General features: G+C 66.7%; 27 protein-coding genes. 12 read left to right on the forward strand and 15 right to left on the reverse strand.

Annotated elements, in window-relative coordinates; all coding sequences use genetic code 11:
• The first annotated feature begins 91 nt into the window (after positions 1–91).
• Positions 92–595 (forward strand): Lrp/AsnC ligand binding domain-containing protein, encoded by a 504-nt coding sequence (locus ABNX08_RS04155; protein WP_349609596.1) that lies wholly within the window; start codon positions 92–94, stop codon positions 593–595.
• An 11-nt stretch (positions 596–606) separates the two neighbouring features.
• Complete coding sequence (locus ABNX08_RS04160; protein WP_022533910.1) at positions 607–1857, forward strand: PA0069 family radical SAM protein; 1251 nt, start codon at positions 607–609, stop codon at positions 1855–1857.
• A 304-nt stretch (positions 1858–2161) separates the two neighbouring features.
• Here the strand turns inward: ABNX08_RS04160 and ABNX08_RS04165 are convergent, their stop codons facing one another.
• From ABNX08_RS04165 to ABNX08_RS04185, 5 genes are all read right to left on the reverse strand, one after another.
• The gene (locus tag ABNX08_RS04165) at positions 2162–3073 is read right to left on the reverse strand and encodes a LysR family transcriptional regulator (protein WP_022533911.1); all 912 of its coding nucleotides are present in this window, start codon (positions 3071–3073) and stop codon (positions 2162–2164) included.
• Between the two features lie 25 nt (positions 3074–3098).
• Positions 3099–3590, reverse strand: coding sequence for an NINE protein (locus ABNX08_RS04170; protein WP_022533912.1), 492 nt, complete (start codon positions 3588–3590; stop codon positions 3099–3101).
• A gap of 136 nt (positions 3591–3726) precedes the next feature.
• Positions 3727–3882 (reverse strand): hypothetical protein, encoded by a 156-nt coding sequence (locus ABNX08_RS04175; RefSeq protein WP_022533913.1) that lies wholly within the window; start codon positions 3880–3882, stop codon positions 3727–3729.
• Between the two features lie 262 nt (positions 3883–4144).
• Complete coding sequence (locus ABNX08_RS04180; protein WP_022533914.1) at positions 4145–4543, reverse strand: hypothetical protein; 399 nt, start codon at positions 4541–4543, stop codon at positions 4145–4147.
• 173 nt (positions 4544–4716) lie between these two features.
• On the reverse strand, positions 4717–5844 hold the full coding sequence (locus tag ABNX08_RS04185) for a sorbosone dehydrogenase family protein (protein WP_022533915.1): 1128 nt from the start codon (positions 5842–5844) through the stop codon (positions 4717–4719).
• 151 nt (positions 5845–5995) lie between these two features.
• On the opposite strand from ABNX08_RS04185, the gene rpsP reads away from it, so the two are divergent.
• From rpsP to ABNX08_RS04210, 5 genes are all read left to right on the forward strand, one after another.
• On the forward strand, positions 5996–6247 hold the full coding sequence (gene rpsP, locus ABNX08_RS04190; protein WP_022533916.1) for a 30S ribosomal protein S16: 252 nt from the start codon (positions 5996–5998) through the stop codon (positions 6245–6247).
• Positions 6248–6318: 71 nt separating this feature from the next.
• Positions 6319–6999 carry a ribosome maturation factor RimM gene (gene rimM, locus ABNX08_RS04195; RefSeq protein ID WP_022533917.1) on the forward strand — a complete coding sequence of 227 codons (681 nt, stop codon included), beginning with the start codon at positions 6319–6321 and terminating at the stop codon, positions 6997–6999.
• Between the two features lie 42 nt (positions 7000–7041).
• Entirely contained in the window at positions 7042–7824 is a 783-nt protein-coding gene (gene trmD, locus ABNX08_RS04200; protein ID WP_022533918.1) for a tRNA (guanosine(37)-N1)-methyltransferase TrmD, read from the forward strand.
• Between the two features lie 75 nt (positions 7825–7899).
• Complete coding sequence (rplS, locus tag ABNX08_RS04205) at positions 7900–8292, forward strand: 50S ribosomal protein L19 (protein ID WP_013955882.1); 393 nt, start codon at positions 7900–7902, stop codon at positions 8290–8292.
• Between the two features lie 150 nt (positions 8293–8442).
• A complete protein-coding gene (locus tag ABNX08_RS04210) occupies positions 8443–9123 on the forward strand; it encodes a CoA pyrophosphatase (protein ID WP_022533919.1) in 681 nt (226 codons plus the stop codon).
• Between the two features lie 21 nt (positions 9124–9144).
• On the opposite strand, the gene ABNX08_RS04215 is transcribed toward ABNX08_RS04210, so the two are convergent.
• Complete coding sequence (locus ABNX08_RS04215; RefSeq protein WP_022533920.1) at positions 9145–9993, reverse strand: sulfurtransferase; 849 nt, start codon at positions 9991–9993, stop codon at positions 9145–9147.
• A 207-nt stretch (positions 9994–10200) separates the two neighbouring features.
• Here ABNX08_RS04215 and dnaE point away from each other — a divergent pair, with 207 nt between their 5' ends.
• Positions 10201–13713: a DNA polymerase III subunit alpha gene (gene dnaE, locus ABNX08_RS04220; RefSeq protein WP_349609591.1), complete on the forward strand. Its 3513-nt coding sequence runs from the start codon at positions 10201–10203 to the stop codon at positions 13711–13713.
• Between the two features lie 19 nt (positions 13714–13732).
• On the opposite strand, the gene ABNX08_RS04225 is transcribed toward dnaE, so the two are convergent.
• Positions 13733–14806 (reverse strand): glycosyltransferase family 4 protein, encoded by a 1074-nt coding sequence (locus ABNX08_RS04225; RefSeq protein WP_349609589.1) that lies wholly within the window; start codon positions 14804–14806, stop codon positions 13733–13735.
• Between the two features lie 33 nt (positions 14807–14839).
• Positions 14840–15616: a glycosyltransferase family 2 protein gene (locus tag ABNX08_RS04230; protein WP_349609587.1), complete on the reverse strand. Its 777-nt coding sequence runs from the start codon at positions 15614–15616 to the stop codon at positions 14840–14842.
• Between the two features lie 186 nt (positions 15617–15802).
• Here ABNX08_RS04230 and ABNX08_RS04235 point away from each other — a divergent pair, with 186 nt between their 5' ends.
• From ABNX08_RS04235 to msbA, 3 genes are all read left to right on the forward strand, one after another.
• A complete protein-coding gene (locus ABNX08_RS04235) occupies positions 15803–17086 on the forward strand; it encodes an O-antigen ligase family protein (RefSeq protein ID WP_349609585.1) in 1284 nt (427 codons plus the stop codon).
• Positions 17083–17856 (forward strand): glycosyltransferase family 25 protein, encoded by a 774-nt coding sequence (locus tag ABNX08_RS04240; RefSeq protein WP_349609583.1) that lies wholly within the window; start codon positions 17083–17085, stop codon positions 17854–17856. The genes ABNX08_RS04235 and ABNX08_RS04240 overlap by 4 nt, the downstream gene beginning before the upstream one ends.
• Before the next feature lie 93 nt (positions 17857–17949).
• Entirely contained in the window at positions 17950–19677 is a 1728-nt protein-coding gene (gene msbA, locus ABNX08_RS04245; RefSeq protein ID WP_349609649.1) for a lipid A export permease/ATP-binding protein MsbA, read from the forward strand.
• Positions 19678–19729: 52 nt separating this feature from the next.
• On the opposite strand, the gene waaC is transcribed toward msbA, so the two are convergent.
• Positions 19730–20728, reverse strand: coding sequence for a lipopolysaccharide heptosyltransferase I (waaC, locus tag ABNX08_RS04250; RefSeq protein ID WP_349609581.1), 999 nt, complete (start codon positions 20726–20728; stop codon positions 19730–19732).
• 186 nt (positions 20729–20914) lie between these two features.
• Here waaC and ABNX08_RS04255 point away from each other — a divergent pair, with 186 nt between their 5' ends.
• Entirely contained in the window at positions 20915–21505 is a 591-nt protein-coding gene (locus tag ABNX08_RS04255; protein WP_022533928.1) for a peroxidase-related enzyme, read from the forward strand.
• Positions 21506–21526: 21 nt separating this feature from the next.
• On the opposite strand, the gene ABNX08_RS04260 is transcribed toward ABNX08_RS04255, so the two are convergent.
• From ABNX08_RS04260 to ABNX08_RS04285, 6 genes are all read right to left on the reverse strand, one after another.
• On the reverse strand, positions 21527–22048 hold the full coding sequence (locus ABNX08_RS04260; protein ID WP_041680962.1) for a hypothetical protein: 522 nt from the start codon (positions 22046–22048) through the stop codon (positions 21527–21529).
• Between the two features lie 227 nt (positions 22049–22275).
• The gene (rng, locus tag ABNX08_RS04265) at positions 22276–23742 is read right to left on the reverse strand and encodes a ribonuclease G (RefSeq protein WP_022533930.1); all 1467 of its coding nucleotides are present in this window, start codon (positions 23740–23742) and stop codon (positions 22276–22278) included.
• 87 nt (positions 23743–23829) lie between these two features.
• Complete coding sequence (locus ABNX08_RS04270) at positions 23830–24432, reverse strand: Maf-like protein (RefSeq protein WP_041681268.1); 603 nt, start codon at positions 24430–24432, stop codon at positions 23830–23832.
• A 129-nt stretch (positions 24433–24561) separates the two neighbouring features.
• Positions 24562–25041: a 23S rRNA (pseudouridine(1915)-N(3))-methyltransferase RlmH gene (gene rlmH / locus ABNX08_RS04275; protein ID WP_022533932.1), complete on the reverse strand. Its 480-nt coding sequence runs from the start codon at positions 25039–25041 to the stop codon at positions 24562–24564.
• A gap of 47 nt (positions 25042–25088) precedes the next feature.
• A complete protein-coding gene (gene rsfS / locus ABNX08_RS04280; protein WP_022533933.1) occupies positions 25089–25850 on the reverse strand; it encodes a ribosome silencing factor in 762 nt (253 codons plus the stop codon).
• Positions 25851–25931: 81 nt separating this feature from the next.
• Complete coding sequence (locus ABNX08_RS04285; RefSeq protein ID WP_022533934.1) at positions 25932–26663, reverse strand: nicotinate-nucleotide adenylyltransferase; 732 nt, start codon at positions 26661–26663, stop codon at positions 25932–25934.
• Positions 26664–26667 lie beyond the last annotated feature (4 nt).

The following is a 26667-nucleotide window of genomic DNA, read 5'->3' on the forward strand; positions in this document are numbered from 1 at the left end:
GCGATGACAAGTTGATGAAGTATTTATCTCTATACTATTGAATACAATCCAGTCATAGTTATCGAATTTTTCAGGAAAACAGGAAAAACTCATGAGAACGAGTCGCCAGCCCGTGCGTTCCCTCGATCGGCTCGACCGCAGGATCCTGACTGCGCTGCAGAGTGACGGCAGGATGTCGATGAAGGAACTGGCCGAGGCGGTCGGCCTGACCATCACGCCCTGTATCGAGCGCGTCAAGCGCCTGGAGCGCGATGGTGTCATCATGGGCTACTACGCCCGGCTGAACCCGGCGCTGCTAGGCAGCGCGCTGCTGGTGTTTGTGGAGATCTCGCTTGGCAACAAGTCGGGCAATATGTTCGAGCAGTTCCGGCGCGAGGTGCTGCGCATCCCGGAAGTGCTGGAATGTCACCTGGTGTCGGGCGATTTCGACTACCTGATCAAGGCGCGCATCCGCGAGATCGGCGAATACCGGAGGCTGCTGGGCGACATCCTGCTGCAGCTGCCCGGCGCAGCGCAGTCGAAGAGCTATGTAGTGATGGAAGAAATCAAGGAGACGCTGGCCATCTCGGTCGAAGAGAAGAGCCAGCCGGGTTGACGAAGTACACGATGGGGCGCCCCGCACACGAACCGAAGGATCATGACCGCCGCAATGCGTGGCACGATGCCGAGGCCGAACCGGAATGGCCACAGGCAGGCACGCGGCCGCCCGTTGTTGCCCGCAAGGGGCGCGGCGCTGTCAGCAACCTGCAGGGGCGTTTCGAGCGCGACCAGCGAGAGGCGTTCGACGATGGCTGGGACAGTGGGCCTGCTGACGAACCCGTGGTGGCGGATGAGACGAATGGACCAGCGCAACCCGACGCTACCTTGCCTGCACCGGAGGCGCCACTGCCGCCACTGCGCACCACGGTACGCATCGAACGCGCCCGCTCGATCCTGACGCGCAACGCCTCGCCCGACATCCCGTTCGATGTCTCGCTCAATCCCTATCGCGGCTGCGAACATGGCTGCATCTACTGCTTCGCGCGGCCGACGCACGCCTACCTCGACCTGTCGCCGGGACTTGATTTCGAAACCAAGCTATTTGCCAAGGCCAACGCAGCCGAGCGCTTGCGCGAGGCGCTGGCGCGCCCCTCATACCGCTGCGAGACCATCGCGCTGGGCGTCAACACCGACGCCTACCAGCCGATCGAGCGCGAGCAGCGCATCACGCGCGGCATCCTGGAAGTCCTGAGCGAGCACGACCATCCGGTCGCGCTGATCACCAAGTCGTCACTGATCGAGCGTGATATCGACCTGCTGGCGCCGATGGCGGCAAAGAAACTGGCAGTGGCGGCGGTCACCATTACCACGCTCGACGCCGGCATCGCGCGCACGCTGGAGCCGCGCGCGGCAACGCCGTCGCGCCGGCTGCGCACAATCCGCACGCTGACCGACGCGGGCATCCCGGTGGGCGTGAGCATCGCCCCGGTGATTCCTTTCATCACCGAGCCTGACCTGGAGCGTGTACTGGAAGCGGCGCGCGAGGCGGGCGCCGTCTATGCGAACTACATCGTGCTGCGGCTACCGTGGGAAGTGCGGCCGCTGTTTGAAGAATGGCTGCAGGCCCATTTCCCCGACCGCGCCGAGCGGGTCATGAATCGCGTGCGCGAAATGCGCGAGGGCAAAGCCTACGATGCCAGCTTTGCCACGCGCATGCGGGGGACGGGCGTGTGGGCGGACTTGCTGCGACAGCGCGTCTACAAGGCCGCCGAACGGCTCGGCTTCCGCTACAACCGGTTCGAACTGGATACTTCTCGTTTTCGCCCCCCAGCCAGGGGTCCCCGCGGCAAGGACGATCCGCAAGGTTCGCTTTTCTGAGCCCTCAGAGCCGCTTCGGTGGCCTGCTGGTCGCTGATCATGCTGCTAGCGAGATCCAGAGCGGCCTTGGCGCTCGATGGCGACAGTCCTGAGGACAGCGCCAGCCGGACGGCGATCGCCGCCAGGCGTCCTTCCTCATAGGTTGGCATGTCGGTCTGTGCTCCTTTGCGCCGCCGAAGCCATGCTTCGCCGGGCGTAGTGCCGCCGGGAGTGGGCGGTCTTTCCAGTATGGGCGATTTGCGCCAAAGCGGAGCTATCGATTGCGCCCGCCTTGATCGCGCGCAAATGTGCTTTGCACAAGGTGTCAGGTCGTATCCAATCGGTCCCAGTACGGCGGATTGCCGAAGCGCGCCGCAAAGAAATCGACAAAGGCGCGCGTCTTGGCCGGCACTAGGTGGCGGCTCGGAAACACAGCCCAGATCGACACGGCCGGCAGCACCGGGTATTCGTCCAGCACCGTCACCAGTTCGCCGCTGCGCAACAGCGGCCCCACGTCCCAGGTCGACTTGAGCGCGATGCCGACACCGGCCACCAGCGCATCGCGAATCACTTCGCCGTTGTCCACGCGCAGGTTGCCGTGCACGTTGACCACGGTCTCGCCCAGCGGCGTATCGAAGCGCCACGCCGACTGGTCGGCCAGCACCAGGCAGTTGTGCTGGCGCAGGTCGTCGGGATGGCGCGGCACGCCGTGGCGTTGCAGATAGCCGGGCGCGGCGCAGATCACGCGCCGGCTGGGCGCGAGCGGACGTGCCACCAGCGTGGAGTCCGGTAGCACGCCCATGCGCAGCGCGACGTCGATGCTGGCATCGACCAGCCCGATCACCTGATCGGTCAGGCGCAGGTCGAGCGAGATGTCGGGGTAGGCGGCCAGGAAGTCGGGCAGGGCGGGCGATACATGCTGGCGCCCGAACGAGGCAGGCGCAGTCACGCGCAGTTGCCCGCGCGGGTGCTCGGCACTGGTGCCGACCGATTGGCCGGCCAGTTCCGCCGTAGCCAGTAGTTGTTCTGCATGCAGAAGGAAACGGTCGCCATCCGCGGTCAGCGCCAGCCGGCGCGTGGTGCGATGCAGCAGCCGGCAGCCGAGGGACTGTTCGAGCCGGGCCAGCCTGGCACTGGCGGTCGAGGTGGACAGGCCGAGATCGCGCGCCGCCGCCGACAGGTTGCCCAGTGCCGCGGCGCGGGCGAAGACGGCGACGTCGAGCAGGTCGAAGTGCATCGAGCGCGCTTTGCCGCCGCCGTTGTTATTGCGAAAGGGCTCGAGCGGCCTCGACCTGCGATTCGAAGAAGGTCTGGAAGCTGATCGCCAGCCCGGCCATCAGCAGGCCGGTACCGATCAGCAGCGACAGGATCACCAGGATCACCACCGGCCAGCCGGAGCGCGTGGGTTTACCGTGCGGGTTGAAGCGCGCGTCCCATTTGTCGTCGGGGCGCAGCCCATAGACGATGGCTGCCAGGAAGGCGCTGATCACGGACACGCCGCCGGCGACGGCGAAGGTCCAGTTCAGCGCAGGGGATCCCGCATCGGCCGCCATCGAGGCAACGCCGATGACGCCCGCCAGCAGCGCCAGCAGATGGGCCCAGCCGTACAGGTCGCGCAGCCCGCCCAGGTAGAAGCGATGCGCACCGAGGCTGCCGAACAGGAACGCCAGCGCCACGGTCAGCAGCTTCGATTTGCCGCGGGTGGGCGGCGACGCGAGCGTAGAGGCATGGCGGGCGGGCGTGGCTACTGGCATGGTCGGATATCGGGCGGTTGCAGGCCGGCAGTGCACCGGCACAAGAACGGCGGCACACGGGTACCGGCCGGCACACATTGTACGCCGGCAGTCAGCGTAAGGAAGGGAGGTGCGTCAGAAGACGCGCAAGGCGGCGCTAATGCCAGCCGTCAAGCAGGATCTTGATGAAAGGGGCCGCATGCTCGCTGATATGCGTCTCGCCGTAGAGGACCAGGGTCAGGATGCCCATGAACAGGATTGATAGCGATAACTGGCCTGCGTGTTCGGCCAGGTCGCTAAAGAGGGGTGACATGACAAACCTCACAGAATTATTGTCGTTCTGGAGGCTGCGCCCGAGCCGTCTTGATCGGGTCCGACAGGAGGTGTCGGGCAGAGGCAGGTCAGTTCGATTGCCGTCTGCACTGGACGGCACGCTGTTAGCCCCGGGCAGCGCCGGGCGGCAGCCTGTGCGTCGCACCCGGAAAGCGGGGCACACACTTATATAGAGACACGGAAAGCGAGGGCGGAGTTCCGCGGAATCGGGAAAGTCGCGCGGGGGCGGCCACCGCGCTCAGCTAGCGGCCACCTTCGCGGCCACGCGCCTGCCAGCCGGGGCCGACGTTGTTCGTGCGGACGTCGTTGCGGGCTTCGTTGGGAGGAGTGGCGCGCTCCGGCGGTCGGCCGCGGTTGTCGTCGCGCGCGCCGGACAGCGCCGCGCGGCGTCCATTCAGGCGGTCGTCAGCACGAGCGCGGGCCTCCATCCGGTCGATTTGGGCCTGCACGTGGTCACGGCTTTCGGCGCGCACGCTGGCCACTTGCCAGCCGTCGCTTGATTGCAGGCGCGCGGGGCGCGCTTCGGGGCGGATTTTTTGCCAGAACGCGACCTGGGCATGACTGGCGGCTACCGCGCCGACCAGGCCCGAGGCCACCAGGATGCCAGCCACCAGGTCGCGCAGGAGAGAGCGGGTGAGCATGCGAATTCCCAGGTTCCTGTCGCGCTGTGATGCTGTTGGAAGATGGGTTCATGGTACGCATGGGCCATCAGGCCGCCTATGCCAATCCCGTTACCGGTGTAACGGATTGTTTCGGCCCCGCTGGCCCCCTTCAGGCCCCGCGCCGCGCGGGTTTCCGGGGAACTCAGGACGCTTCACGGCGTATAGCGAATCCGGTAGATCGCACCGGCCAGGTCGTCGCTGACGAGCAGCGAACCGTCGGGCGCAACCAGGACATCGGCGGGCCTTCCCCACGGCTTGCCGCCACGCAGCCAGCCCTGTGCGAACACCTCCTGCCGCACCGCCTTGCCGGACCCATCCAGCGCCACAGTGACCACGCGGTAGCCGGACGGCTTGCTGCGGTCCCAACTGCCGTGCTCGGCGATAAAGACGCTGTTGCGGTAGGCCGGCGGGAACTGCGTGCCTGTGTAGAAGCGCATGCCCAGCGCGGCCACATGCGCGCCCAGGCGGGCCACCGGCGGCACGAATTCCGAGCACGGGCGCTTGCTGCCATATTCCGGATCGGCAACGTTGCCGGCATGGCAGTACGGGTAGCCGAAATGCTGGCCGGCGGCGGTGGCGCGGTTCAGTTCGTCGTCCGGCACGTCGTCGCCCATGCGGTCGCGGCCGTTGTCGGTGAACCACAGCTCGCGGGTGGCCGGGTGCCAGTCGAAGCCGACGGTATTGCGTACGCCGCGCGCCACCACCTGCAGGTCGCTGCCGTCGGGCTTCATCTTCATGATGTTGGCGTAGCGGTTCTCGTCCGGCGCGCAGACATTGCACGGCGCGCCGACCGGCACGTACAGGTAGCCGTCCGGCCCGAAGGCGATGAATTTCCAGCCGTGGTGCGATTCGGTCGGGAAGCGATCGCTCACCACCACCGGCGCGGGCGGATTGTCGAGGCGGGACTCGATATTGTCCAGCCGCACGATCTTCGAGACCGAGGACGCGTACAGGTTGCCGTCGCGCAGCGCCACGCCGGCCGGCATGCGCAGGCCCGTGGCGACTACGCGCACCCGAGGCCTGGTGCCCAGCGCATCGGTCACCGCATAGACCTTGCCTTCGCCGCGCGAGCCGACGAAGAGCGTGCCGGACGGCGACAAGGCCATGGCGCGCGCGCCGGGCACGTCCTCTGTCACTACCTCGATGCGGAACCCGGGCGGCAGCCGGACCTGGTCCAGCGGCAAGGCGGCCCGGGCGGGGGCCGTGGCGGCGAGCAGTACAATGCCGGGCAGTACCGTACGCAGTACGGCGCGAACCATGAAGTGCAGAGCCGGGCGCATGTGGGCCTCCTGTCGCGGTTTTTGCCACGATGCCCGCACCGCCTGCGCGCGTCAATCACCTAAGTGTTTGTTTGGCCTCGGGAATTGGGCTATACTCTTGCGTTTCGTGTTCGAACGCCCTCGAACACCCCGTTTTCTGAGGAATCATTCCATGGTCGTTATCCGTCTGGCTCGCGGCGGCAGCAAGAAGCGCCCGTTCTTCAACATCGTCGCCACCGACTCGCGCAACCGTCGCGATGGTCGTTTCATTGAGCGCGTTGGTTTCTACAACCCGCTGGCTTCGGAAGGTGAAGAAGGTCTGCGCCTGGTGCAAGATCGCCTGGCCTACTGGCAAGGTGTTGGCGCCCAGCTGTCGCCGACCGTTGCCCGCCTGGTCAAGCAAGGCGCCAAGGCTGCTGCCTGATCGCCCGATAGCTGCTTGTAACGCGGCTGGCCTCTCCCGTTGGTGAGGCCAGGCGCGTTCTCGTTGCACACGTGACTGAACGCAAACAAGGCGCCGCCAAGCCGCTGAACCGACCGTTGGTTCAGCCCCAGGGCGAGCCGCAAAAGGCTCACAAACTGCCGGCGGCGCTGCTGTATGCCGAGCCCCTGCCTGAAGACCTGGTAGAGGTCGGCTACGTCGGCGCGGCCTACGGCATTCGCGGCTGGATCAAGGTCCAGCCGCATGCCGATGACGCTTCCGCGCTGCTGCATGCCCGCCGCTGGTGGCTGCTGGCGCCGCCGCAGGCGGGGCTGGTTAGTGCCAATGTCGCAGCTGACGCGGCGCATGCCCGGCCGCTCTGCGTGAAGATCGCGCAGTCGCGCGAGCACAGCGGCACGGTGGTGGCGCAAGCGACCGGCGTTGCCGACCGCAATCTTGCGGAAGCGCTCAAGGGCCGTCGCGTGTGGATCCGGCGCGCGGATTTTCCGGCGCCGGAAGAGGATGAGTTCTACTGGGTCGACCTGATCGGGTGCACCGTCAGCAACGAGCAAGGCGAGTTGCTGGGCGAGGTGTCCGGCCTGATCGACAACGGTGCCCACCAGATCCTGCAGGTGGCCTTTGTGCAGCCTGACGGCAAGACCGGTGAGCGGCTGATCCCGTTTGTCGATGCGTTCCTGCGCTCGGTCGATGCCGCGGGCAAGCGCATCGTGGTCGACTGGGGGCTCGATTACTGAACCCGTGCCTCCGCGGTGCAGGGTTAGCAAGGGAGAGAGCGGATGCAGTTCGATGTGATCACGCTGTTTCCCGAGATGTTTCGCGCGCTGACCGACTGGGGTATTACCAGCCGGGCAGCCAAGCAGCAGCGGTATGCGTTGCGCACGTGGAATCCGCGCGATTTCACCGTCGACAACTATCGCACCATCGACGATCGGCCTTATGGCGGTGGCCCTGGCATGGTGATGCTGGCCAAGCCGCTGGACGATGCGATCGATGCCGCGGTGGCAGCGCAGGCGCAAGCCGGCGTGCCCAAGCCGCATGTGGTGCTGATGTCGCCGCAGGGCAAGACGCTGTCGCATGCCAAGGTGATGGAACTGGCCGAACGGCCGGGCCTGGTCCTGCTGTGCGGCAGGTATGAGGCCATCGACCAGCGGCTGATCGACCGCCGCGTGGACGAGGAAGTCAGCCTCGGCGACTTCGTGCTGTCGGGCGGCGAACTGCCGGCGATGGCGCTGATCGATGCCGTGGTGCGGCATCTGCCCGGCGTGCTGGGCGATGCGCAGTCCGCAGTGCAGGACAGTTTCGTCAACGGCCTGCTGGATTGTCCGCACTACACGCGGCCGGAAGAATATGAAGGCGTGAGGGTGCCCGAGATCCTGCTCGGGGGCCATCACGCCGAAATCGAGAAATGGCGGCGCCAGCAGGCGCTGGCCAATACCGCGAGCAAGCGCCCCGACCTGATCGAGGCTGCTCGCGAACAAGGTTTGCTGTCCCGCGCCGACGAGAAGTTCTTGTCGGAATGGGCGGCGAAGGAAGGGCGGGGGGAAACTCCCGCCAGGTAAAACCCCATCCTCTGCCGGGGCCCGGGCAATGCCTGGGGCATACAACGCCGGCACGATGGTTATGGAGAAAAAACGATGAACATCATCGAGCAGATCGAGAAGGAAGAGATCGCGCGTCTGACCGCGAACAAGACCATCCCCGCATTCGCACCTGGCGACACCGTGATCGTCAACGTGAACGTGGTGGAAGGTACCCGCAAGCGCGTGCAGGCCTACGAAGGCGTGGTGATCGCCAAGCGTAACCGCGGCCTGAATTCGTCCTTCATCGTGCGCAAGATCTCGTCGGGTGAAGGCGTGGAACGTACGTTCCAGCTGTACTCGCCGCTGATCGCCGGCATCGAAGTGAAGCGTCGCGGCGACGTGCGTCGCGCGAAGCTGTACTACCTGCGCCAGCGTTCGGGCAAGTCCGCACGTATCAAGGAAAAGCTGGTGTCGAAGGCTGCTGTCGCTGCCAAGGCTGCGCAGTAAGCTGGACGTGCCGGCCGGGGCAGCCCGGCCAGCGTTTCCTCAGGAAGGGCACCTCACGGTGCCCTTTTTGCATTGTGTCAGCGCGGCCACGGGTGCGGCGGATTTTGCTGCGGCGCCGAAACGCGCGCTTCTGTCATACTTGCGCTTGTTATGCGTCCCGCCTTCGATCCCGAATCCCTCCCCGTCATCGACACCGACCTGCGCAACGGCGCCCTGAGCGCGCCGCGGCTGCAGGTGGACTTTATCCGGCACCGCTTCGAGGTGCCGCCGGCCTGGGCGCCGGAGCTGACCGATGAATCGCGCGTCTACGACAGCAGCCGGGGGCTGCGCGACGCCGCCGTGCTGGTGCCGCTGGTGGAGCGGCGCGATGGCCTGACGGTTCTGCTGACGCAGCGCAATGCCAACCTGAGCGCGCATGCCGGCCAGATCAGCTTCCCGGGCGGACGCCAGGAGGAGTGGGATGCCAACCGCATCGACACGGCACTGCGCGAGACGGAAGAAGAGGTGGGACTGGCGCGCGATTACGTGGAAGTGCTGGGTGCGCTGCCGGACTACATCACCGGCACCGGCTTCCACGTAAGCCCGGTGGTGGGGCTGGTGCGCGACGGCTTTACGCTGCGCCCGGACGCGTCGGAAGTGGCCGATGTCTTTGAAGTGCCGCTGGCCTTCCTGATGGATCCCTCGCATCATGAGCGGCGCCTGTTCCGCTGGGTCGACGGCGAACGGATCTTCTACGCCATGCCCTATCCGCGCGAGGACGGCGGCCACCGCTTTATCTGGGGCGCCACCGCGGGCATGCTGCGCAATCTCTACCACCTGCTGGCGGCCTGAGCCGCCTGTCTGCCCTGGACCTTAAGCCGCGGCCTGGTCCTTGCCGCCGATGCAGTGCGGGCAGCTCTTGCCGATCACGTAGTGCGGGCTTTGCTGCTCCTCTGGCGTGACCACCGCGCGGCAGGCAAAGCACTGCTTGGGGCCGGCCGGCTCCAGGTTCGGATTCAGCGCGGTGCGATAGTCGAAGACAAAGCAGTCGCCGCGATAGTGGCTGCCGCCCACTTCCTCGAAATACTTCAGGATGCCGCCCTCGAGCTGGTACACGCGCTCGACGCCGACTTCCTGCATATGGATCGCCGCCTTCTCGCAGCGGATGCCGCCGGTGCAGAATGACACCACGGTCTTGCCCTCCAGCTCCGCCTTGTGCGCGGCGACGGCCTCGGGAAATTCGCTGAACTTGGCGATGTCGTACTCGACCGCCGCCTCGAAAGTGCCGACCGCGACCTCGAAATCATTGCGCGTATCGAGCATCACCACCGGGCGGCCCTCGTCGTCGTGCCCCTGGTCCAGCCAGCGCTTCAGGTCGACCGGCCGCACCGAAGGCGCGCGGCCCGCCTCGGGGCGGATCAGCGGCATCTTCATGGTGATGATTTCCTTCTTGGCGCGCACCAGCGTGCGCTTGAAGGGCTGGTTCTCCGACAGGCTCTCCTTGGGCGCGATATCGGCAAAGCGCGCATCGGCATGCAGCCACGCCATGAAGCCGTCGATGGCTTCGCGCGGGCCGGCCAGGAACATGTTGATGCCCTCGGGCGCGAGCAGGATCGTGCCTTTCAGGCCGGCCGCTTCGCAGCGCTCGCGCATGGCCGGGCGCAGGGTCTCGATGTCGTCCAGCGAGACGAATTTGTAAGCGGAAATATTGACGATCTGCATGAGAGACTGTGCCTGCTCGGCCGCGTCCGGGAGGGCGCCGACGGCTTGCGATAACTGCCTGATTGGAAAGACGAAATTATAACGCGCCCGGGCGCTCCTGCCGCGCATTCCCAAGCACCCCGATCAGCTTTGCGATGCGGCCTCCACGCGGCGCCTGCACGGAATATTGGAGGCCGGCAAGCGGGCCGAGCCGGTACAATGTCGCCCATGTCTGCACCCCGCTTCGTACACCTCCGCCTGCATTCCGAATACTCCATCGTGGACGGCATCGTCCGCCTGGAAGACGCCGTCAAGGCCGCCGCCGCCGATGGCATGGGCGCGCTCGCCCTGACGGACCTTGCCAACGCCTTCGGGCTGATCCGTTACTACAAGGAGGCGCGCGGCAAGGGCGTGAAGCCGGTGGTCGGTGCCGACGTCTGGCTCACCAACGCCGAGGATCGCGACAAGCCGTCGCGCCTGCTGCTGCTGGTGCAGGACCGCCGCGGCTACCTGAACCTGTGCATGTTGCTGTCACGCGCGTGGCTGGGCAACCAGCACCGCGGCCGCGCCGAGATCGACCCGGCCTGGTTCCTCGAGCCCGGCGAGGATGACCTGCCGCTGGCAACCGGCCTGATTGCGCTGTCGGGGGCGATGGGCGGCGATATCGGCATGGCGCTGGCCAACGGCAATGCCGACGGCGCACGCCGAGCCGCGCAGCATTGGGCGAGCGTATTCCCGCAGCGCTTCTATATCGAGCTGCAGCGTGCCGGCCACGCGGGCACCGATGCCTACGTGCAGCACGCCGTGCAGCTGGCGGCCGAGCTGCAGCTGCCGGTGGTGGCCACGCATCCGGTGCAGTTCATGACGCCGGACGACTACACCGCGCACGAGGCGCGCGTGTGCATCGCCGAGGGCGAGCTGCTGGCCAATCCGCGCCGCACCCGGCGGTTTACCACCGACCAGTACTTCAAGACCCAGGACGAGATGTGCGCGCTGTACGCGGACATCCCCTCGGCGCTGGAGAACGCGGTCGAGATCGCGCGCCGCTGCAACCTGACGCTGGAGCTGGGCAAGCCGCGCCTGCCGCTGTTCCCGACGCCCGACAGCATGTCGCTGGACGACTATCTCGTGTTCATGGCCAAGGACGGACTGGAGAAGCGCCTGGCGGTACTGTTCCCCGACGAGGCGGCGCGCGAGGCCAAGCGGCCCGAATACTACGCACGGCTGGAATTCGAGACCGGCACCATCATCAAGATGGGCTTCCCCGGCTACTTCCTGATCGTGGCCGACTTTATCAACTGGGCCAAGAACAACGGCGTGCCGGTGGGCCCGGGCCGCGGTTCGGGTGCCGGTTCGCTGGTGGCGTATGCGCTCGGCATTACCGATCTTGATCCGCTCAAGTACGCGCTGCTGTTCGAGCGTTTCCTGAACCCGGAACGGGTCTCGATGCCCGACTTCGACATCGACTTCTGCCAGCACGGCCGCGATCGCGTGATCACGTACGTGAAGGAGAAGTACGGCAAGGACGCGGTATCGCAGATCGCCACCTTCGGCACCATGGCGGCCAAGGCCGCGGTGCGCGACGTGGGCCGCGTGCTCGACCTTGGCTACGGCTTTGTCGATGGCATCGCCAAGCTGATCCCGTTCAAGCCGGGCAAGCTGGTCACCATCGAGGAGGCCAAGAAGGAAGAGCCGCTGCTCACCGAGCGCGAGAACAACGAAGAAGAAGTGCGCCAGCTGCTGGAACTGGCGCAGCGCGTCGAAGGCATGACCCGCAACGTCGGCATGCACGCCGGCGGCGTGCTGATCGCACCCGGCAGGCTGACGGACTTCTGCCCCCTGTACACGCAGGGCGCGCAGAACGACGGCATGAGCGGCGTGGTCAGCCAGTACGACAAGGACGACGTCGAGGCCGCCGGCCTGGTCAAGTTCGACTTCCTGGGCCTGACCACGCTGACCATCCTGGACTGGGCCGAGCGCTATATCCGCCGCCTCGACCCGAGCAAGGCCGACTGGAACTGCAGCCATATCCCGCTCGACGACAGCCCCGCCTTCGACATCCTGAAGACGGCCAACACCGTCGCCGTGTTCCAGCTGGAAAGCCGCGGCATGCAGGGCATGCTGAAGGACGCCAAGCCTGACCGCTTCGAGGACATCATCGCGCTGGTGGCGCTGTACCGCCCGGGCCCGATGGACCTGATCCCCAGCTTCTGCGCGCGCAAGCACGGCCGCGAGAAGGTGGAGTACCCCGATCCGCGCGTCGAACCCGTCCTGAAAGAGACCTACGGAATCATGGTCTACCAGGAACAGGTGATGCAGATGGCGCAGATCATCGGCGGCTACTCGCTCGGTGGCGCCGACCTGCTGCGCCGCGCCATGGGCAAGAAGAAGCCTGAGGAGATGGCCCAGCATCGCGTGATGTTCCGCGAGGGCGCCGACAAGAACGGCCTGAGCTCGCAGCAGGCCGACGACATCTTCGACCTGATGGAGAAGTTCGCGGGCTACGGCTTCAACAAGTCGCACGCGGCCGCGTATGCGCTGCTGGCGTACTACACCGCCTGGCTCAAGGCCCACCATCCGGCCGAATTCATGGCAGCCAACATGTCGCTGGCCATGGACGACACCGACAAGGTCAAGATCCTCTACGAGGACTGCAAGCTCAACAAGCTCGCGGTGCTGCCACCGGACGTCAACGCCAGTGAATACCGCTTCGCGCCGACCGATGCCAAGACCATCCGCTATGGCCTGGGCGGCATCAAGGGCAGCGGCCAGGGCGCCATCGAAGACATCTTGCGCGCGCGCGAGGAGCGGCCCTTCACGGATCTCTTCGACTTCTGCGAGCGTGTCGACCGCCGCCAGGTCAACCGCCGCACCATCGAGGCGCTGATCCGTGCCGGCGCCTTCGACAGCCTGAATGACAACCGCGCCCAGCTGTTGGCCTCGGTGCCGATCGCGATGGAGGCGGCCGAGCAGAAAGCCGAATCCGCCAACCAGGTGTCGCTGTTCGACCTGATGGGCGATGGCGGCGAGGCGCACCGCCCCGAGCTGCTCGACGAACCGCGCTGGAGCCCCAAGCGCACGCTGCAGGAAGAAAAGCAGGCGCTCGGCTACTACTTCTCAGGCCACCTGTTCGATGCCTACCGCGACGAGGTGCGCCGCTTCAACAAGGGCACGCTGGCCGCGCTGGAAAAGGAAGTGCAGGGCAACGGCGGCGGCTTCGGCCGCGACGTGCGCGGCAAGACCATCGCCGGCGTGATCAGCGGCATCCGCACGCAGATGACCCAGCGCGGCAAGATGCTGATCGTGACGCTGGACGACGGCACCGGGCTGGTCGAGATGACGGTGTTCAACGAGCTGTTCGACGCCAACCGGAATATGTTCCGCGAGGACGAGCTGCTGATCGCCACGGGGAATGCGCGGCATGATACATTCACCGGCGGGGTGCGGTTTACGGCGGAGTCGGTGATGGACCTGGTGGCGGCGCGCACCCGGTTTGCCAGCGCCGTGCGGCTGGCGATGAACGGCAATTCTTCGACCGGAATGCTCCGCGAACTGCTGACGCCGCACCTGGCCCGCGCCAGCGGTGTACAGGGTTTGCCGGTGCGCATCCACTACCAGGCCACGGCAGCTTCGTGCGAGGCCATGCTCGGTCCGGACTGGAAGGTGGTGCCGTCCGACGAGGCGCTGACCGCGCTGCGGCTGGCGCTCGCGCCGGACAGCGTCAGCACCGTCTACGAATAAACCGATGCCAGCGGCGATATCAGGCCGCCTGCCGGGCGGCGCGCGCGCTGGCTGCCAGCGATAGCAGCGCGTCGACGTGGGCCTCGATGCCTGGATCGTAGTTGAGCATCGCCATCGGATCCGCCAGCCGGCCCTGGCCGCTGCGTGCCGCGTCGACCGCGGCGCGAATCGCGCGGTCGAGCGTATCGGCGCGATCGCGTGCGAACGCATGCACCGCCTGCGGCCGGATCACCTCAAGGCAGGCGATATTGTCGGCAAACACCAGCGGCGTGCCGCACAGCACCGATTCCACCCCGACCAGCCCGAACGGTTCATAGCCCGACGCCAGGATAGTGACGTCCGCGGCGCGGTAGAGCGCGTCGATCCGGCTGCTGTAGCCCAGCTCCCGTACCCGCGGGATGGTGCGCCCGACCGGGCGGCCGGCCACGGCAAGCGTGATCGGGAGGTCCGATTTCGAGAAATAGTCGGCGAGCAGGTCGAAACCCTTGCGGGCATGGCCTGAAGACGGGAACAGGAACACCACCTCGTCGTGGCCGAAACCGAACTCGCGGCGCAACGCGGCGCGCGCCTCGGCATCCACCGGCGTGAAGCGCTGCGTGTCGACCGGAGGGTAGATCAGTTCCACGCGGTCCGGCGGCATCCCGTACAACTCGATTACCTCGCGCCGCATCAGCGCGGAATGGGCCACCACGCGATGCGCGCCGGCGTACTGCGCACTCTCCAGGTCGATCTGCCACTGGTCGGAGCGCCGCGGCGGCGTGCCGCGCGCGGCCAGGTAGCCGCGGTGGGTGCCACCGCAAATGGCGATGTCCGAGCCGCGCACGCGGTTGCAGCCGATCAGCACCTCGTCGGCGGGCACGCGCGTCTGCAGGCGCCATGAGAAATAGCGGTCGCGCAGCTTGCCGGGCAGCCATGACACCACGATGCGATGCGGCGCGACGCCGGCCGACTGCGCCACGCCCGCGTCGAAGCGGCGCGCGTAGACCGACACCTCGGTACCGGCGCGAGCCGCCATTGCGCGGCTGATGTCGAGGGCATAGCGCTCCAGGCCGCCGCCGGCGCCGAAGCGATTGCAGGAGATGCCAACTTTCATCGATGGAGGGAATGGAGGATGGAGGCGGCCGCGTCAGGGGGCGGGCTTTGCGTCCGCGGCACTGGCAGCGGCAGCGTGCAGCTGCGCCAGCTTGGCGTACTTGTAGTAGCTGGCCTGCGCATTCATCAGCGCCACGCCGAAGCCCGCGCTGCCGTCCAGGAAGCCTCGCTTCAGGAAATAGGTACGGATAAAGGCCCACAGGCCGTGGCCGGCGGCCGAGGCGACCGAGCTGCGCTTGCCGCGGGCGTAGGCCTGCTGCGCACCGGCGCTGGAATAGGCGTCGATCTTGCGCAGCACGTCCGACAGCGAACGGTAGCTGTAGTGGACCAGCGGTTCTTTCAGATGAACGAGAGGATCGTCGACCTTGAGATGCTCGTGGACCAGGTCATCGGTGAAGCGGCCGCGGCCCTTGCGGAAGACGCGGGTCACGTAGTCCGGATACCAGCCTGCGTGGCGCACGAAGGTGCCGCAGAACGCGGACAGGCGGGGCAGGGCGAGGGCCTGCGCGCCCGGCTGCTGCAGCTGTGCCAGGATTTCTTCGCGCAGGGCCGGCGTTACGCGTTCGTCCGCATCCAGGCTCAGGATCCAGTCGCCGCTGGCGGCGTCCACCGCGCGGTTCTTCTGCGGACCGAAGCCCGGCCACGTCTCGGTCTGGATCACTGTGGCGCCGGCTGCACGCGCAATGGCCACGGTGTCATCCGTGCTAGCCCAATCCACTATAATCGCCTCTTCGCACCAGGACACGCTGTCGAGGCATGGCCCGATATTGTGAGCTTCATTCCTGGTGATGATGACGGCCGAGACTCTCATGGAACGTAAGGGCGGCGCACAGGTCGGACAAACCGACGGGCCGCCGGCGTTGCCCACGGCGCCAGGCGGTGGATGTTGACCGCGCATTCTACCGCACCGGCGCAGTGCCCCTGGAGACGCCTGGCAGCTTCCTGCCAGCCTCCCCGGGCAGTTTTCTCAATCACGAACTTGATGATAAGAGCACATTTGTCCCAATTTACAGGGATGGAAAAGGTTTTGTCCCTGGTGGCGTGTGCCGCATTGATCTCCTTTCCGCTCCTGCTGCTGACCTATCCCTCCGCAGCCAATACCGGTTTCACCCTGTTGCTGATGTGGTGCCTGATTGCCCTCGCGCTGCAGCGCCGGGCCGGCCTGGCGTCATGGGGGACGATGCTGCGCACCCACTGGGTCATGGTGGCCGCGATGGCGTCGCTGCCGGCCGCGCTGCTGCTGCGCCAGGTCCTCAGTGGCGAGCCGCCTGACGTGCCATATCTCTATCTGCGCTTTGCGCTGTTCGCGCTGCTGGCATGGGGCCTGGCCCAGCTCGGCAGGCGCGCGCTGCAAGGCGTGCAGTGGGGGCTGGTGGCTGGCGCGATCGTGTCCGCGGTCTGGATCCACACGCTGGCGGAACACGGCCGGCCGATCCATGTCGGCATCAGTAACGTGATTCCGTTTGCCAACCTGTCGCTGCTAATGGGCATGCTGGCCCTGATCTCGGTAGGCTGGGACCGCCGCCGCCACCGCCTGGCCGTCGGCGCCAAGCTGCTGGCGGGGGTGGCCGGGCTGTACACCTCGTATATCAGCGCCACGCGCGGCGGCTGGATTGCCATTCCCGTACTGCTGCTGTTCGTGCTGATGGTCATGCGCGGGCTGAACTGGCGCAGCCGCGCGGCACTGCTGGCCGCGCTAGTCGGCAGCATGGCGGTCGGCGGTTATTGCAGCAGCATCGTCAGGACGCGCGTGACCGAGGCATTCTCAAATATCGCGGCCTTCTCTTCGCAAACCGGCCTGGACACCTCGGAGGGCTGGCGGCTGCAATTGTGGAAGGCGTCGCTCAACATGCTGCAATCGCACCCGCTGACCGGCGTGGGTCCGGAAGGCTTCTCGTCCACCCTGCATGCGCTCGCGGCCAGCGGCTTTATCACGCCGGCCACGACCCAGTTCTCGCACTCGCACAACGACATCCTGTATCTGGGCGCCACGATGGGGCTGCCCGGCATGCTGGCGGTACTCGCCGCCTACCTGGTGCCGGCCGTTTTCTTCCTGCGCCATGTACGTAACCGCGATGCGGTGGTGCGCGTGGCTGCCACCATGGGCCTTGCCACCAGCGTCGGCTTTCTGCTGTTCGGCCTGACCGAAGCCATGTTCTTCATTGCGATGACCAACGCGTTCTACACGCTGATGATCTCCACCTGCTTTGCCATTGTGGTGGCCAGGGATCACCAGCCCGAGCCGCTGGCGCGGCCGGATGCGCAGGCGGTGGCGGCATGATCGGCGCCTACGTGATCAACCTGGCAAGCGCGCAGCCACGCCGGCAGCGCATTTCCGGCCAGCTGGAACGGCTCGGCGTTCCTTTCCAGGTGTTCCCCGCCGTGGACGGGCGCGCCCTGCCCGAAGACGAAGTAGCGCGGCGCTATGATGCGGCCGCCGCTGCGGTCAGCTACCGGCCCATGAGCCGCGGCGAGGTCGGGTGCGCGCTGAGCCATCTCGGCGTGTACCGGAAAGTGCTGGACGACGGTGCGGAGTTCGCGCTGGTGCTGGAGGACGATGCACTGCTGGGCGACGACTTGCCGGCGGTGCTCGCCGACCTGCAGCAGCATCTCGATCCGGCCCGGCCCGACGTTGTGCTGCTGTCCCATATCGACAAATACACGCGCTGGGGCACGCGCCAGCTCGGCAGCGACCGCAAGCTGGTCAGGCGCTATGGCGAGTGGTGGCGCGCACATGGCTATGTGGTCACCCGCGCCGCGGCGCAGCGGCTGCTCGACGGCCTGCAGCCGCTGTGGTGCGCGGCCGACTACTGGTCCGCATTCGAGAAGCGCGGCCTGGTCTCGGTCCGCGCCGTGGTGCCGTATTGCATCGGCCTGACCGAGCTGGCGGACGAATCGGCGCTGGAGGGCCATCGCGCCGACCTCGACGCCACCGACAAGGCCCGGCGCAGCATCGGCTATTATCTGCGCCGCTACGTTTATCAGCGCTTCCTGTTCCAGTTCCTCGTCAGGCCCTTCCTGCGGGTGGCCCGGCAGAAGCGTCCGGGCTAGCGTGCGCGCCCGGGCCAACGCATCTACACAGAAGACACTTCAGTGACCAAATCCAAACCGCCCATTTCGCCGGGTTCTACCGTGCCGTCCAGCATGTCGGCCCGGCTCTGGTCTTACCTGCGCCCCGAGCTTCGCGTCTTTGTCGGCGCCATCCTTGCCATGGCGGTGGTCGCAGCCAGTGAAGGGGTGATTCCCAAGGTCGTCAACGACCTGCTCGACAAAGGCTTCGGCGGCGAATACGCCGGCACGCTGTGGCATGTGCCCGCGCTCCTGACCGGCGTGGCGCTGATCCGCGGCGTGGCGCAGTTTGCCTCGGGCTACCTGCTGAACCTGATCTCGAACCGTGTGCTGCTGAAGATGCGCATGCAGATGTTCGAGCGCCTGCTGCATGCGCCGGCAGCGTTCTTCCACCGCAACACTGCGGCATCGCTGATCAATGCGGTGATCTTCGAGGTCAACCAGGTGCTGCAGATCCTGACCAGCGTGTTCATCACGCTGGTGCGCGATTCGCTGACGGTCGTGGCGCTGCTGATCTACCTGTTCTATACGAACTGGCGTCTGACGCTGATCGTCGCGGTAATCCTGCCGGTGATCGGCTACCTGATGTCGAAGATCAACCGCCGGCTGCGCAAGCTCAACCGCGACCACCAGACCTACACCAACAACGCCGCGTACGTGGTGGAAGAGGCCGTGGGCGGCTTCAAGGTGGTCAAGCTGCACGGCGGCGAGTTGTATGAGCTGTCGCGCTTCCGCACCGTGGCCGAGCGGCTGAAGAACTACTCGATGCGTATGGCGGTGGCCGGCGGGCTGAACCAGCCGGTCACGGCCTTCCTGGCTGCGCTGGCGCTGTCGGTCATCATCACCATCGCGATGGTGCAGGCGCAGGGCAACCAGACCACGGTGGGCGGCTTCACCGGCTTCGTGATGGCGATGCTGCTGCTGATCTCGCCGCTCAAGCACCTGACCGACATCAACCAGCCGCTGACGCGCGGCATCACCGCGGCGGAGATGATCTTCCGCCTGATCGACGAACCGGTCGAGCCGCAGGACGGCGGCAAGGCGCTCGGCCGGGCCCGCGGCGAGCTGGCGTTCGAGAACGTCGGCTTCCGCTATGGCGAAGCGCCGCGCGCCGCGCTGGAGGGCATCAATCTGCGCGTCAGCCCCGGCGAGGTGGTGGCGTTGGTGGGTCCGTCGGGCAGCGGCAAGACCACGCTGGTGAACCTGGTGCCGCGCTTCTTCGACCCCACGCAGGGACGGATCCTGTTGGACGGCATGGCGCTGCCCGAGCTGGCGCTGAAGGACCTGCGCAACCAGATCGCCTTCGTCAGCCAGGACGTGGTGCTGTTCAACGACACGGTGGCGGCCAATGTGGCGTATGGCGCGCAATCCGAGGACGCGATCGACATGGCGCGGGTGGAGCGCGCACTGGCGGCGGCCTATCTGACGGACACGGTCAAGGGGCTGCCGGAGGGCGTCAACACCAATATCGGCGACAACGGCATGAAGCTGTCAGGCGGCCAGCGCCAGCGCCTGGCGATCGCCCGCGCCCTGTACAAGGATGCGCCGATCCTGATCCTGGACGAGGCCACTTCGGCACTGGATTCGGAGTCCGAGCGCCAGGTGCAGGCGGCGCTGGAAGAACTGATGAAGGGCCGGACCACGCTGGTGATCGCGCACCGGCTGTCGACCATCGAGAACGCCGACCGTATCGCCGTGCTGGACCACGGCCGGCTGGCGGAACTGGGCACGCATGAGGAACTGCTGGCCGCCAACGGCCTCTACGCCGGGCTGCACCGGATCCAGTTCGCGACTCACCAGTAAGACGCCGGGGGAGCTCCCCGGACTGCAGGCCGGCGCCGAGCGCCGGCCTTTTTTATTTCTGCCCGGTGTGCTGTGAAGCGACCGGCGGCTGCACGCCCAGCACCTCGTCGATGGCGGCCAGCACTTCGGCCCGCTGCGGCACCACGCCGCCCCCGCCCAGCGATACCGCGCGCGCCGGCGCATCGACACCGTACAGGTGGCGCGAAGTCGTCGTGAACAGGATCACCGTCGGGCGGCGCAGCGCGTCGGCAATATGCACGAAGCCGGTATCCATGCCGACCACCAGCGAGGCCTTGCCAACCATCTGCGCCACGCCGGTGATGCTCAGGCGCGGCATGACTTCGGCGCCGGGCACGCTGGCGGCGATGGTCTCGGCTTCCTTGCGCTCCGCCTCGTTGCCCCAGGGCACCAGTACGCGCAACCCGCGTGCCGAGATCGCGCTGCCGACGCTGATCCAGTCGGCTACCGGCCACTTCTTCTCTTCACTCGAGGTGGCATGGAACAGCATCGCGTACGGACCCTTGGCCGCAGGGGCCGGCGTATCCGCAGGCATCTGCAGGCCGTAGTCCATCTCCTTGGTCAGCTCGAAGCCGAGCGCGCGGCTGACCGCGCGGCGCATCCGCTGCCGCGCGCAGTCCTCTTCGACGAACGGCGCAAAGATATGGTTGTAGGCAAAGCTGGCCCCGCTCTCGCCCAGTTCCTGCACCGGATAGCCATAGCGGTGGCGCGTGCGCGCCAGGAACGAGACGATGGCGCTCTTGTAGACGCCGTGGACGTCGAGCACGGCATCGTATTTCTCGCGGCGCAGCTCACGCAGCGCGCTGAAGATGGCGCGCAGGTCGGACCATTTGCGCGACTTTTTCAGCGCACGCAGCGGCGCGGCGATCACCCGGTCGATATTCGGGTTCCAGCGCGGCACATCGGCACAATAGGAGTCGGCAATCCAGTCGATCTTCACGCCGGGAAAAGCCCGCTGCAGGTCCGCGACCAGCGGCTGGGTGAAAACCATGTCGCCCAGGGATGTCAGCTTGACGATGAGAATGCGTTTCATCGGGAAGAGTATGGCGGCTCGGAGGGGGCGCTCGCCTTGTTCAGAAGGTGCGTAGTATGCCTGATCCGGTGGACATCAGTACGTGCGATCCATGCGCAACATGGCCGGCGCCGAACCCGCGCCGATCCGTTAGTATCTGAAGCAGAAGAACACCATGTGACAGACGCACAACTACAGGAGACCACCATGCCCGACCCGGCATTCCCCATCAGCCGCTACCCCGTCCCGGCCGTCGCCAACCTGCCCGACGACATCCGCGCCCGCATCCTCGAAGTCCAGGAAAAAGCCGGCTTCGTCCCCAACGTCTTCCTCGCGCTGGCGCACCGCCCGGATGAATTCCGCGCCTTCTTCGCCTATCACGACGCGCTGATGCTCAAGGAGGGCGGGCTGACCAAGGGCGAGCGCGAGATGATCGTGGTGGCGACCTCGGGCGCCAACCAGTGCCTGTATTGCGTGGTGGCGCATGGCGCGATCCTGCGCATCTACGAGAAGAAGCCGCTGGTGGCCGACCAGGTGGCGGTGAACTACCTGAAGGCGGACATCCCGCCGCGCCAGCGCGCGATGCTCGACTTTGCGATGAAGGTGTGTAAGGCGTCGCATGAAGTCGACGAGGCGGACTTTGCGGCGCTGCGCGAGCACGGCTTCTCTGACGAGGACGCCTGGGACATCGCCGCCATCACCGCGTTCTTCGGCCTGTCGAACCGGATGGCCAACTCCATCAGCATGCGCCCGAACGACGAGTTCTACCTGATGGGGCGGGTGCCGAAAGCGAAATAGCGCGCCGTTTGCCGTGACGGCTCAGCGTATCTCGGCGCATTTCCCATTGTTGGGATCGAACAGCACCGGCCACGCCTGCTCATAGATGCCGGGCGTGCAGTGCTTCTCGCAGCGGGCATGGGCCAGCGTCACGCGGCGCGGGTCCTGCCACACCAGCAGCTTGCACTGGCTGCCGTCGATGGCTTGCAGTTCGATGTGGGGCGTGTCGGCGACCTGGCGGAAGTCGGCCAGGTTGAATTCGCAACTGCCGCGCCGCGACACCCACAGCTTCCACTTCAGCGCCCGCACTTCGTTGCCCCTGACATCCATCTGCGCATCTTCGCGGAAGCCGTCTTCCTCGGTGCGCTTGCAGGTGGCGACGATATTGATGGTCTTTTGCGCGATCGGGGTGGCACGCGGCGCCTTCTTGGGTGGCGGCGCTTCGGCGATCACTGCGGGCGGCAGTGAGGGTGGGCTGGGGCGTCTTGCAATAACAGGAAACTCGATGCAGCCAGCAAGCAGCAGGACGGCCAGCAGACAGGCCCCATGGTTCGTGGCGTTCATGCCGGACTCCTCCTCGCCGACCGGCGCAGCCGTGTCCCGCTGTGTCACACCGGGACGCTGCGCGCCGGGCGCGGCATCGGTCACGATGCCGCTGACTTCCCTCGCTTAGTTATAGCGGATCGAAGCGCGAACAGGAGGAAGAGGGAGCTAGGGCGACTACCGAGGCGGGAAGGCATGCGAACCGGCAGCGCTTGCCAGCGGCCGCGCAGCCCCTTCTCCATCTGGCTTCACATCAGGATGATGTCGTACTGTTCCTGGTGGAAGGTCGATTCCACCTGCAGAGAGATCGGCTTGCCGATAAAGTCACCGAGCATGGCCAGGTGCTGGCTTTCTTCTTCCAGGAACAGGTCGATGACTTCCTGCGAGGCCAGGATGCGGAACTCGCGCGGATTGAACTGGCGCGATTCGCGCATGATCTCGCGCAGGATGTCGTAGCAGACCGTGCGCGGCGTCTTGACCTGCCCCTTGCCCTGGCATACCGGGCATTGTTCGCACAATACGTGCGCCAGCGATTCGCGCGTGCGCTTGCGCGTCATCTCCACCAGCCCGAGCTGCGAGAAGCTGTTGACCGTGATCCGGGTGCGGTCGCGCGACAGCGCGCGCTTCAGTTCAGACAGCACCGCGTCGCGGTGCTCGACATTCTCCATGTCGATGAAGTCGATGATGATGATGCCGCCGAGGTTGCGCAGCCGCAGCTGCCGCGCGATGGTGTGGGCTGCCTCCAGGTTGGTCTTGAAGATGGTGTCGTCGAAGTTGCGCGCGCCCACGTAGCCGCCGGTGTTGACGTCGATGGTCGTCATCGCCTCGGTCTGGTCGATCATCAGGTAGCCGCCTGACTTCAGGTCGACCCGGCGCGACAGCGCCTTCTCGATCTCCGCGTCGATATTGAACAGGTCGAAGATCGGGCGCTCGCCGGTGTAGTGCGACAGCCGCGGCAGCACCGCCGGCGTGTATTCCTTGGCGAACTCCACCAGCATCTGGTAGTTCTCGCGCGAGTCGATCTGGATCACGCCGGTGGCGTCGTTGATGAAGTCGCGCAGCACGCGTTGCGCCAGGTTCAGGTCCTGGTAGAGCAGGGTGGGTGCGGGCTGCGTGGTGGCGTTCTGGCGGATCGCGCCCCAGATCTTGCGCAGGTAGGCGATGTCGTTGCCAAGTTCCTCGTCGGTCGCTTCCTCGGCGATGGTGCGGACGATAAAGCCGCCGCGCTCGTCGGTGGGCACCAGGCCCTGCACGCGGCTGCGCAGCGCCTCGCGGTCCACTTCGCCTTCGATGCGCTGCGAGATGCCGATATGCGGATCCTGCGGCAGGTACACCAGCGTGCGCCCGGCAATGCTCACCTGCGTGGACAGGCGCGCGCCCTTGGTGCCGATCGGGTCCTTGATCACCTGCACCATCAGCGCCTGGCCTTCGAACAGGGTCTTCTCGATCGCCAGTTGCGGCGTGGTGCCATTGCGGTCGGCGTCGCGCGGATGCCAGATGTCGGCCACGTGCAGGAAGGCGGCGCGCTCCAGGCCGATGTCGATAAAGGCCGACTGCATGCCGGGCAGCACGCGCACGACCTTGCCCAGGTAGATATTGCCGACCAGCCCGCGCGTGAGCGTGCGTTCGACATGTAGTTCCTGGACGGCGGCCTGCTGCACGATGGCAACGCGCGTCTCTTGGGGCGTGATGTTGACGAGGATGTCTTCAGTCATAGCGGTGAAACGCGGCGCCGGTGGCCCGGCTGTATAGGGTGGCCCGGCGCGCAGGCCGGGTCTTGTCTGGGCGCGGGGGCGGGCCGCTCAGAATTGCAGGCGGGCCTGGCGAAGTAACGCCGCCGTCTCAAACAAAGGCAAGCCCATGATACCTGAATAGCTGCCCGCGATCCGCTCGACGAACTCGGCCGCGCGGCCCTGGATGCCGTAGGCGCCGGCCTTGCCGAGCGGCTCGCCGCTGGCGACATAGCGCTCGATCTCGGCGGGCTGCATCAGGCGGAAGCTGACTTCGGAAACCGACAGTGCATGGCACATCCCGGTGGTCGATACCACCGTCACGGCGGTCAGCACGCGGTGCGTGGTACCTGACAGCGAGTCAAGCATGGCCGCGGCGTCGGCGTCGTCGGCAGGCTTGCCCAGGATGCGGCCGCCCAGGCACACCGTGGTGTCGGAGGTCAGCACCGGCGCGTCGGGCAGTGCCCGGCGCTCGCGTCGGCGCAGCGCGGCTTCGGCCTTCAGCGCGCACACGCGCTGCACGTAATCGTCGGGGGTCTCGCCGGGCAGCACGACTTCGAGCGCTTCAGCGTCCTCGTCGTCATCGGCAAGCAGCAGTTCATAGCGCACGCCGAGCTGGGTCAGCAATTCGCGGCGGCGCGGGCTCTGGGAGGCGAGGTAGAGGTAGTCGTGCATCGCGGGGGCGAAGATCCCGCCCGTGAAACCGGGCGGCGGAATCGGCATGGATGGAGAGCGTGCCGGTAGCCCGGCGGTGGCCCGCATTGTACCGCCAGCGGCGATAGCGACCGCCGGTGAGCGGCGGGCTCAGGCCCGGTGGTAAGGATGGTTCTGCGTGACCGACCAGGCCCGGTACAGCTGCTCGGCCAGCAGCACGCGCACCATGCCGTGCGGCAGCGTCAGGCTGGACAGGCGGATCAGGGTGCTGGCGCGCGCCTTCAGCGCCGGGTCGAGCCCGTCGGCGCCGCCGATCAGGAAGGCGACGTCGCCACCCTCGCGCTGCCAGTCGGTCAGTTGCGCAGCCAGTTGCACGGTGGTGAAGTCACGGCCGCGCTCGTCCAGCGCGACGATGCGGCACTGCTTCGACAGCGAGCCCAGCACCGTCTCGATCCGCGCGGCTTCGCGCTGCATCACCGTGGCGGCGTTGTTGCTGGAGGAGCGGGTTTCCGGCTTGACCTCGCGCAGTTCGATGCGCAACTCGGGCGGCATGCGCTTGGCATACTCGCTGAAGCCGGTTTCGATCCAGCCGGGCATCTTGTGGCCGACGGCCACGATCACCAGTTGCATGAGGACTTGTCTGCTGCGCGGCCAGCAGGCAGCCGCGCGCCCGGGAATCAGGCCGAGCGGGTGGTGCGCTTGCGGGCCGCCGGCTTGGCTGCGGCGGACTTGCTGGCTGCAGCCTTCGTTGCGGTCTTGGTAGCCGTCTTGGTGGCGGTCTTGCGTGCCGTGGTGCCGGCGGCGGTCTTGCGCGGTGCCGCGGCGTGGGTGCCGGTCGTCTTGGCGGGGGTCTTGGTGGCCGTCTTGGTTGCCGTGGTCTTGGTGGCGGTCTTGCGGGCCGGCTTGCGGATGGTGGCGATCGCGTCCGGGTCGGTGTCCTCGTGGCCCATCGGCGGCGACGGCTCCTTCATGCCTTCCGGCAGGCGGGCCAGCGCCGGGCGCAGGCTGCTGGCGCGGCGCGTGCCGCGCACGGCGGGGACGTCGTCCTCGTCTTCTTCCATCGGCTCGCTGGCCTTGGCCAGGCCGCGGGCGCCGGTGGCGAGCTTCATGCGCACCGGCTTGTCGCCCCAGATCTCTTCCAGGTTGTAGTACATGCGCAACTGGGGTTGCAGGATGTGGACCACGGCGTCGCCGCAATCGACCAGCACCCATTCGCCGGTTTCCAGTCCCTCGACCGCCACGATATGGCCGCCGGCTTCCTTGACCGTATCCCGCACCGAAGCTGCCAGCGCCTTGGTCTGGCGATTGGACGTCCCGCTGGCAATCACCACCCGGTCGAACAGCTCGGTCAGGTGGCTGGTGTCGTACACCTTGATGTCCTGCGCTTTGACATCCTCGAGGCCGTCGACGATGGCGCGTTGCAGTTTACGAATATCCATGGTGTCTTCTTGTTCAGCTGAGATCGGTTGGGTGGTGGGCGCCGGGCCTGGTCAGACCCCGGTCACGCCCTGGCCGGGGGGTCACGTCCTCGCAGGAACGTCGCGGTACAGCCCGTGGCTTGCGATGTAGTGTGCCACGCCCGGCGGCAGTTGGTCATCTGCCGGCTGGCCGGTTGCCAGGCGCTGGCGCAGATGGGTGGAAGACAGGTCGACGGCGAGCGTCTGGTCGATCCACATCCGGCCGGAGGGCGTGCATTGTATCAGGTGTGTGTCGGCCTGGCGCTCGGCCAGCGCTTCCAGCACCGGGCCCTCCAGCGCGGCCAGCTCGAAGCGCGGGCGCGTGGCGGTGCACAGGTGCACATGTGCGAACAGTTCCTGCCAGCCGTGCCAGGTGTGCAGGCGCAGCAACTGGTCGGCGCCCATCAGCCAGCACAGCGAGGCCTCGGGGCCGTATTCGGCCCGTAGCTGGCGCACGGTGTCGATGGTGTAGCTGGGGCCGGCGCGGTCCACTTCCATGCGGCTCACGCGGACCTTCGCGCCGCCGTCCGCCAGCGCGGCGGCGGCCAGTTCGGTCATGGCCAGGCGATCGGCGGCGGGCGTCACGTCGGCGCCTTTCTGCCAGGACTGGCCGGTGGGAATCCACACCAGTTCGTCCAGGTCCAGGTGCTCGGTGCACAGCCGTGCCAGCGCCAGGTGGCCGACATGGGGCGGATCGAAAGTGCCGCCGAGGATACCGAGGCGGTAGGGACGGGAGGGGTGCGGCGGTTCGCCCGCGTCGGCGGCGGGCTTGCGGTGTTGCGCAGGATTGGCCATAGGT

This window comes from Cupriavidus sp. DF5525, from assembly GCF_040149425.2.
GTDB lineage: Bacteria > Pseudomonadota > Gammaproteobacteria > Burkholderiales > Burkholderiaceae > Cupriavidus > Cupriavidus pickettii_A.

Excerpts from the sequence above, each read along its gene's own strand:
- ABNX08_RS04155 (WP_349609596.1), top strand. The coding sequence starts at position 92 with ATGAGAACGAGTCGCCAGCCCGTGCGTTCCCTCGATCGGCTCGACCGC.
- ABNX08_RS04160 (WP_022533910.1), top strand. The coding sequence starts at position 607 with ATGGGGCGCCCCGCACACGAACCGAAGGATCATGACCGCCGCAATGCG.
- ABNX08_RS04165 (WP_022533911.1), bottom strand. The coding sequence starts at position 3,073 with ATGCACTTCGACCTGCTCGACGTCGCCGTCTTCGCCCGCGCCGCGGCA.
- ABNX08_RS04170 (WP_022533912.1), bottom strand. The coding sequence starts at position 3,590 with ATGCCAGTAGCCACGCCCGCCCGCCATGCCTCTACGCTCGCGTCGCCG.
- ABNX08_RS04175 (WP_022533913.1), bottom strand. The coding sequence starts at position 3,882 with ATGTCACCCCTCTTTAGCGACCTGGCCGAACACGCAGGCCAGTTATCG.
- ABNX08_RS04180 (WP_022533914.1), bottom strand. The coding sequence starts at position 4,543 with ATGCTCACCCGCTCTCTCCTGCGCGACCTGGTGGCTGGCATCCTGGTG.
- ABNX08_RS04185 (WP_022533915.1), bottom strand. The coding sequence starts at position 5,844 with ATGCGCCCGGCTCTGCACTTCATGGTTCGCGCCGTACTGCGTACGGTA.
- rpsP (WP_022533916.1), top strand. The coding sequence starts at position 5,996 with ATGGTCGTTATCCGTCTGGCTCGCGGCGGCAGCAAGAAGCGCCCGTTC.
- trmD (WP_022533918.1), top strand. The coding sequence starts at position 7,042 with ATGCAGTTCGATGTGATCACGCTGTTTCCCGAGATGTTTCGCGCGCTG.
- rplS (WP_013955882.1), top strand. The coding sequence starts at position 7,900 with ATGAACATCATCGAGCAGATCGAGAAGGAAGAGATCGCGCGTCTGACC.
- ABNX08_RS04210 (WP_022533919.1), top strand. The coding sequence starts at position 8,443 with ATGCGTCCCGCCTTCGATCCCGAATCCCTCCCCGTCATCGACACCGAC.
- ABNX08_RS04215 (WP_022533920.1), bottom strand. The coding sequence starts at position 9,993 with ATGCAGATCGTCAATATTTCCGCTTACAAATTCGTCTCGCTGGACGAC.
- dnaE (WP_349609591.1), top strand. The coding sequence starts at position 10,201 with ATGTCTGCACCCCGCTTCGTACACCTCCGCCTGCATTCCGAATACTCC.
- ABNX08_RS04225 (WP_349609589.1), bottom strand. The coding sequence starts at position 14,806 with ATGAAAGTTGGCATCTCCTGCAATCGCTTCGGCGCCGGCGGCGGCCTG.
- ABNX08_RS04230 (WP_349609587.1), bottom strand. The coding sequence starts at position 15,616 with ATGAGAGTCTCGGCCGTCATCATCACCAGGAATGAAGCTCACAATATC.
- ABNX08_RS04240 (WP_349609583.1), top strand. The coding sequence starts at position 17,083 with ATGATCGGCGCCTACGTGATCAACCTGGCAAGCGCGCAGCCACGCCGG.
- msbA (WP_349609649.1), top strand. The coding sequence starts at position 17,950 with ATGTCGGCCCGGCTCTGGTCTTACCTGCGCCCCGAGCTTCGCGTCTTT.
- waaC (WP_349609581.1), bottom strand. The coding sequence starts at position 20,728 with ATGAAACGCATTCTCATCGTCAAGCTGACATCCCTGGGCGACATGGTT.
- ABNX08_RS04255 (WP_022533928.1), top strand. The coding sequence starts at position 20,915 with ATGCCCGACCCGGCATTCCCCATCAGCCGCTACCCCGTCCCGGCCGTC.
- ABNX08_RS04260 (WP_041680962.1), bottom strand. The coding sequence starts at position 22,048 with ATGAACGCCACGAACCATGGGGCCTGTCTGCTGGCCGTCCTGCTGCTT.
- rng (WP_022533930.1), bottom strand. The coding sequence starts at position 23,742 with ATGACTGAAGACATCCTCGTCAACATCACGCCCCAAGAGACGCGCGTT.
- ABNX08_RS04270 (WP_041681268.1), bottom strand. The coding sequence starts at position 24,432 with ATGCACGACTACCTCTACCTCGCCTCCCAGAGCCCGCGCCGCCGCGAA.
- rlmH (WP_022533932.1), bottom strand. The coding sequence starts at position 25,041 with ATGCAACTGGTGATCGTGGCCGTCGGCCACAAGATGCCCGGCTGGATC.
- rsfS (WP_022533933.1), bottom strand. The coding sequence starts at position 25,850 with ATGGATATTCGTAAACTGCAACGCGCCATCGTCGACGGCCTCGAGGAT.
- ABNX08_RS04285 (WP_022533934.1), bottom strand. The coding sequence starts at position 26,663 with ATGGCCAATCCTGCGCAACACCGCAAGCCCGCCGCCGACGCGGGCGAA.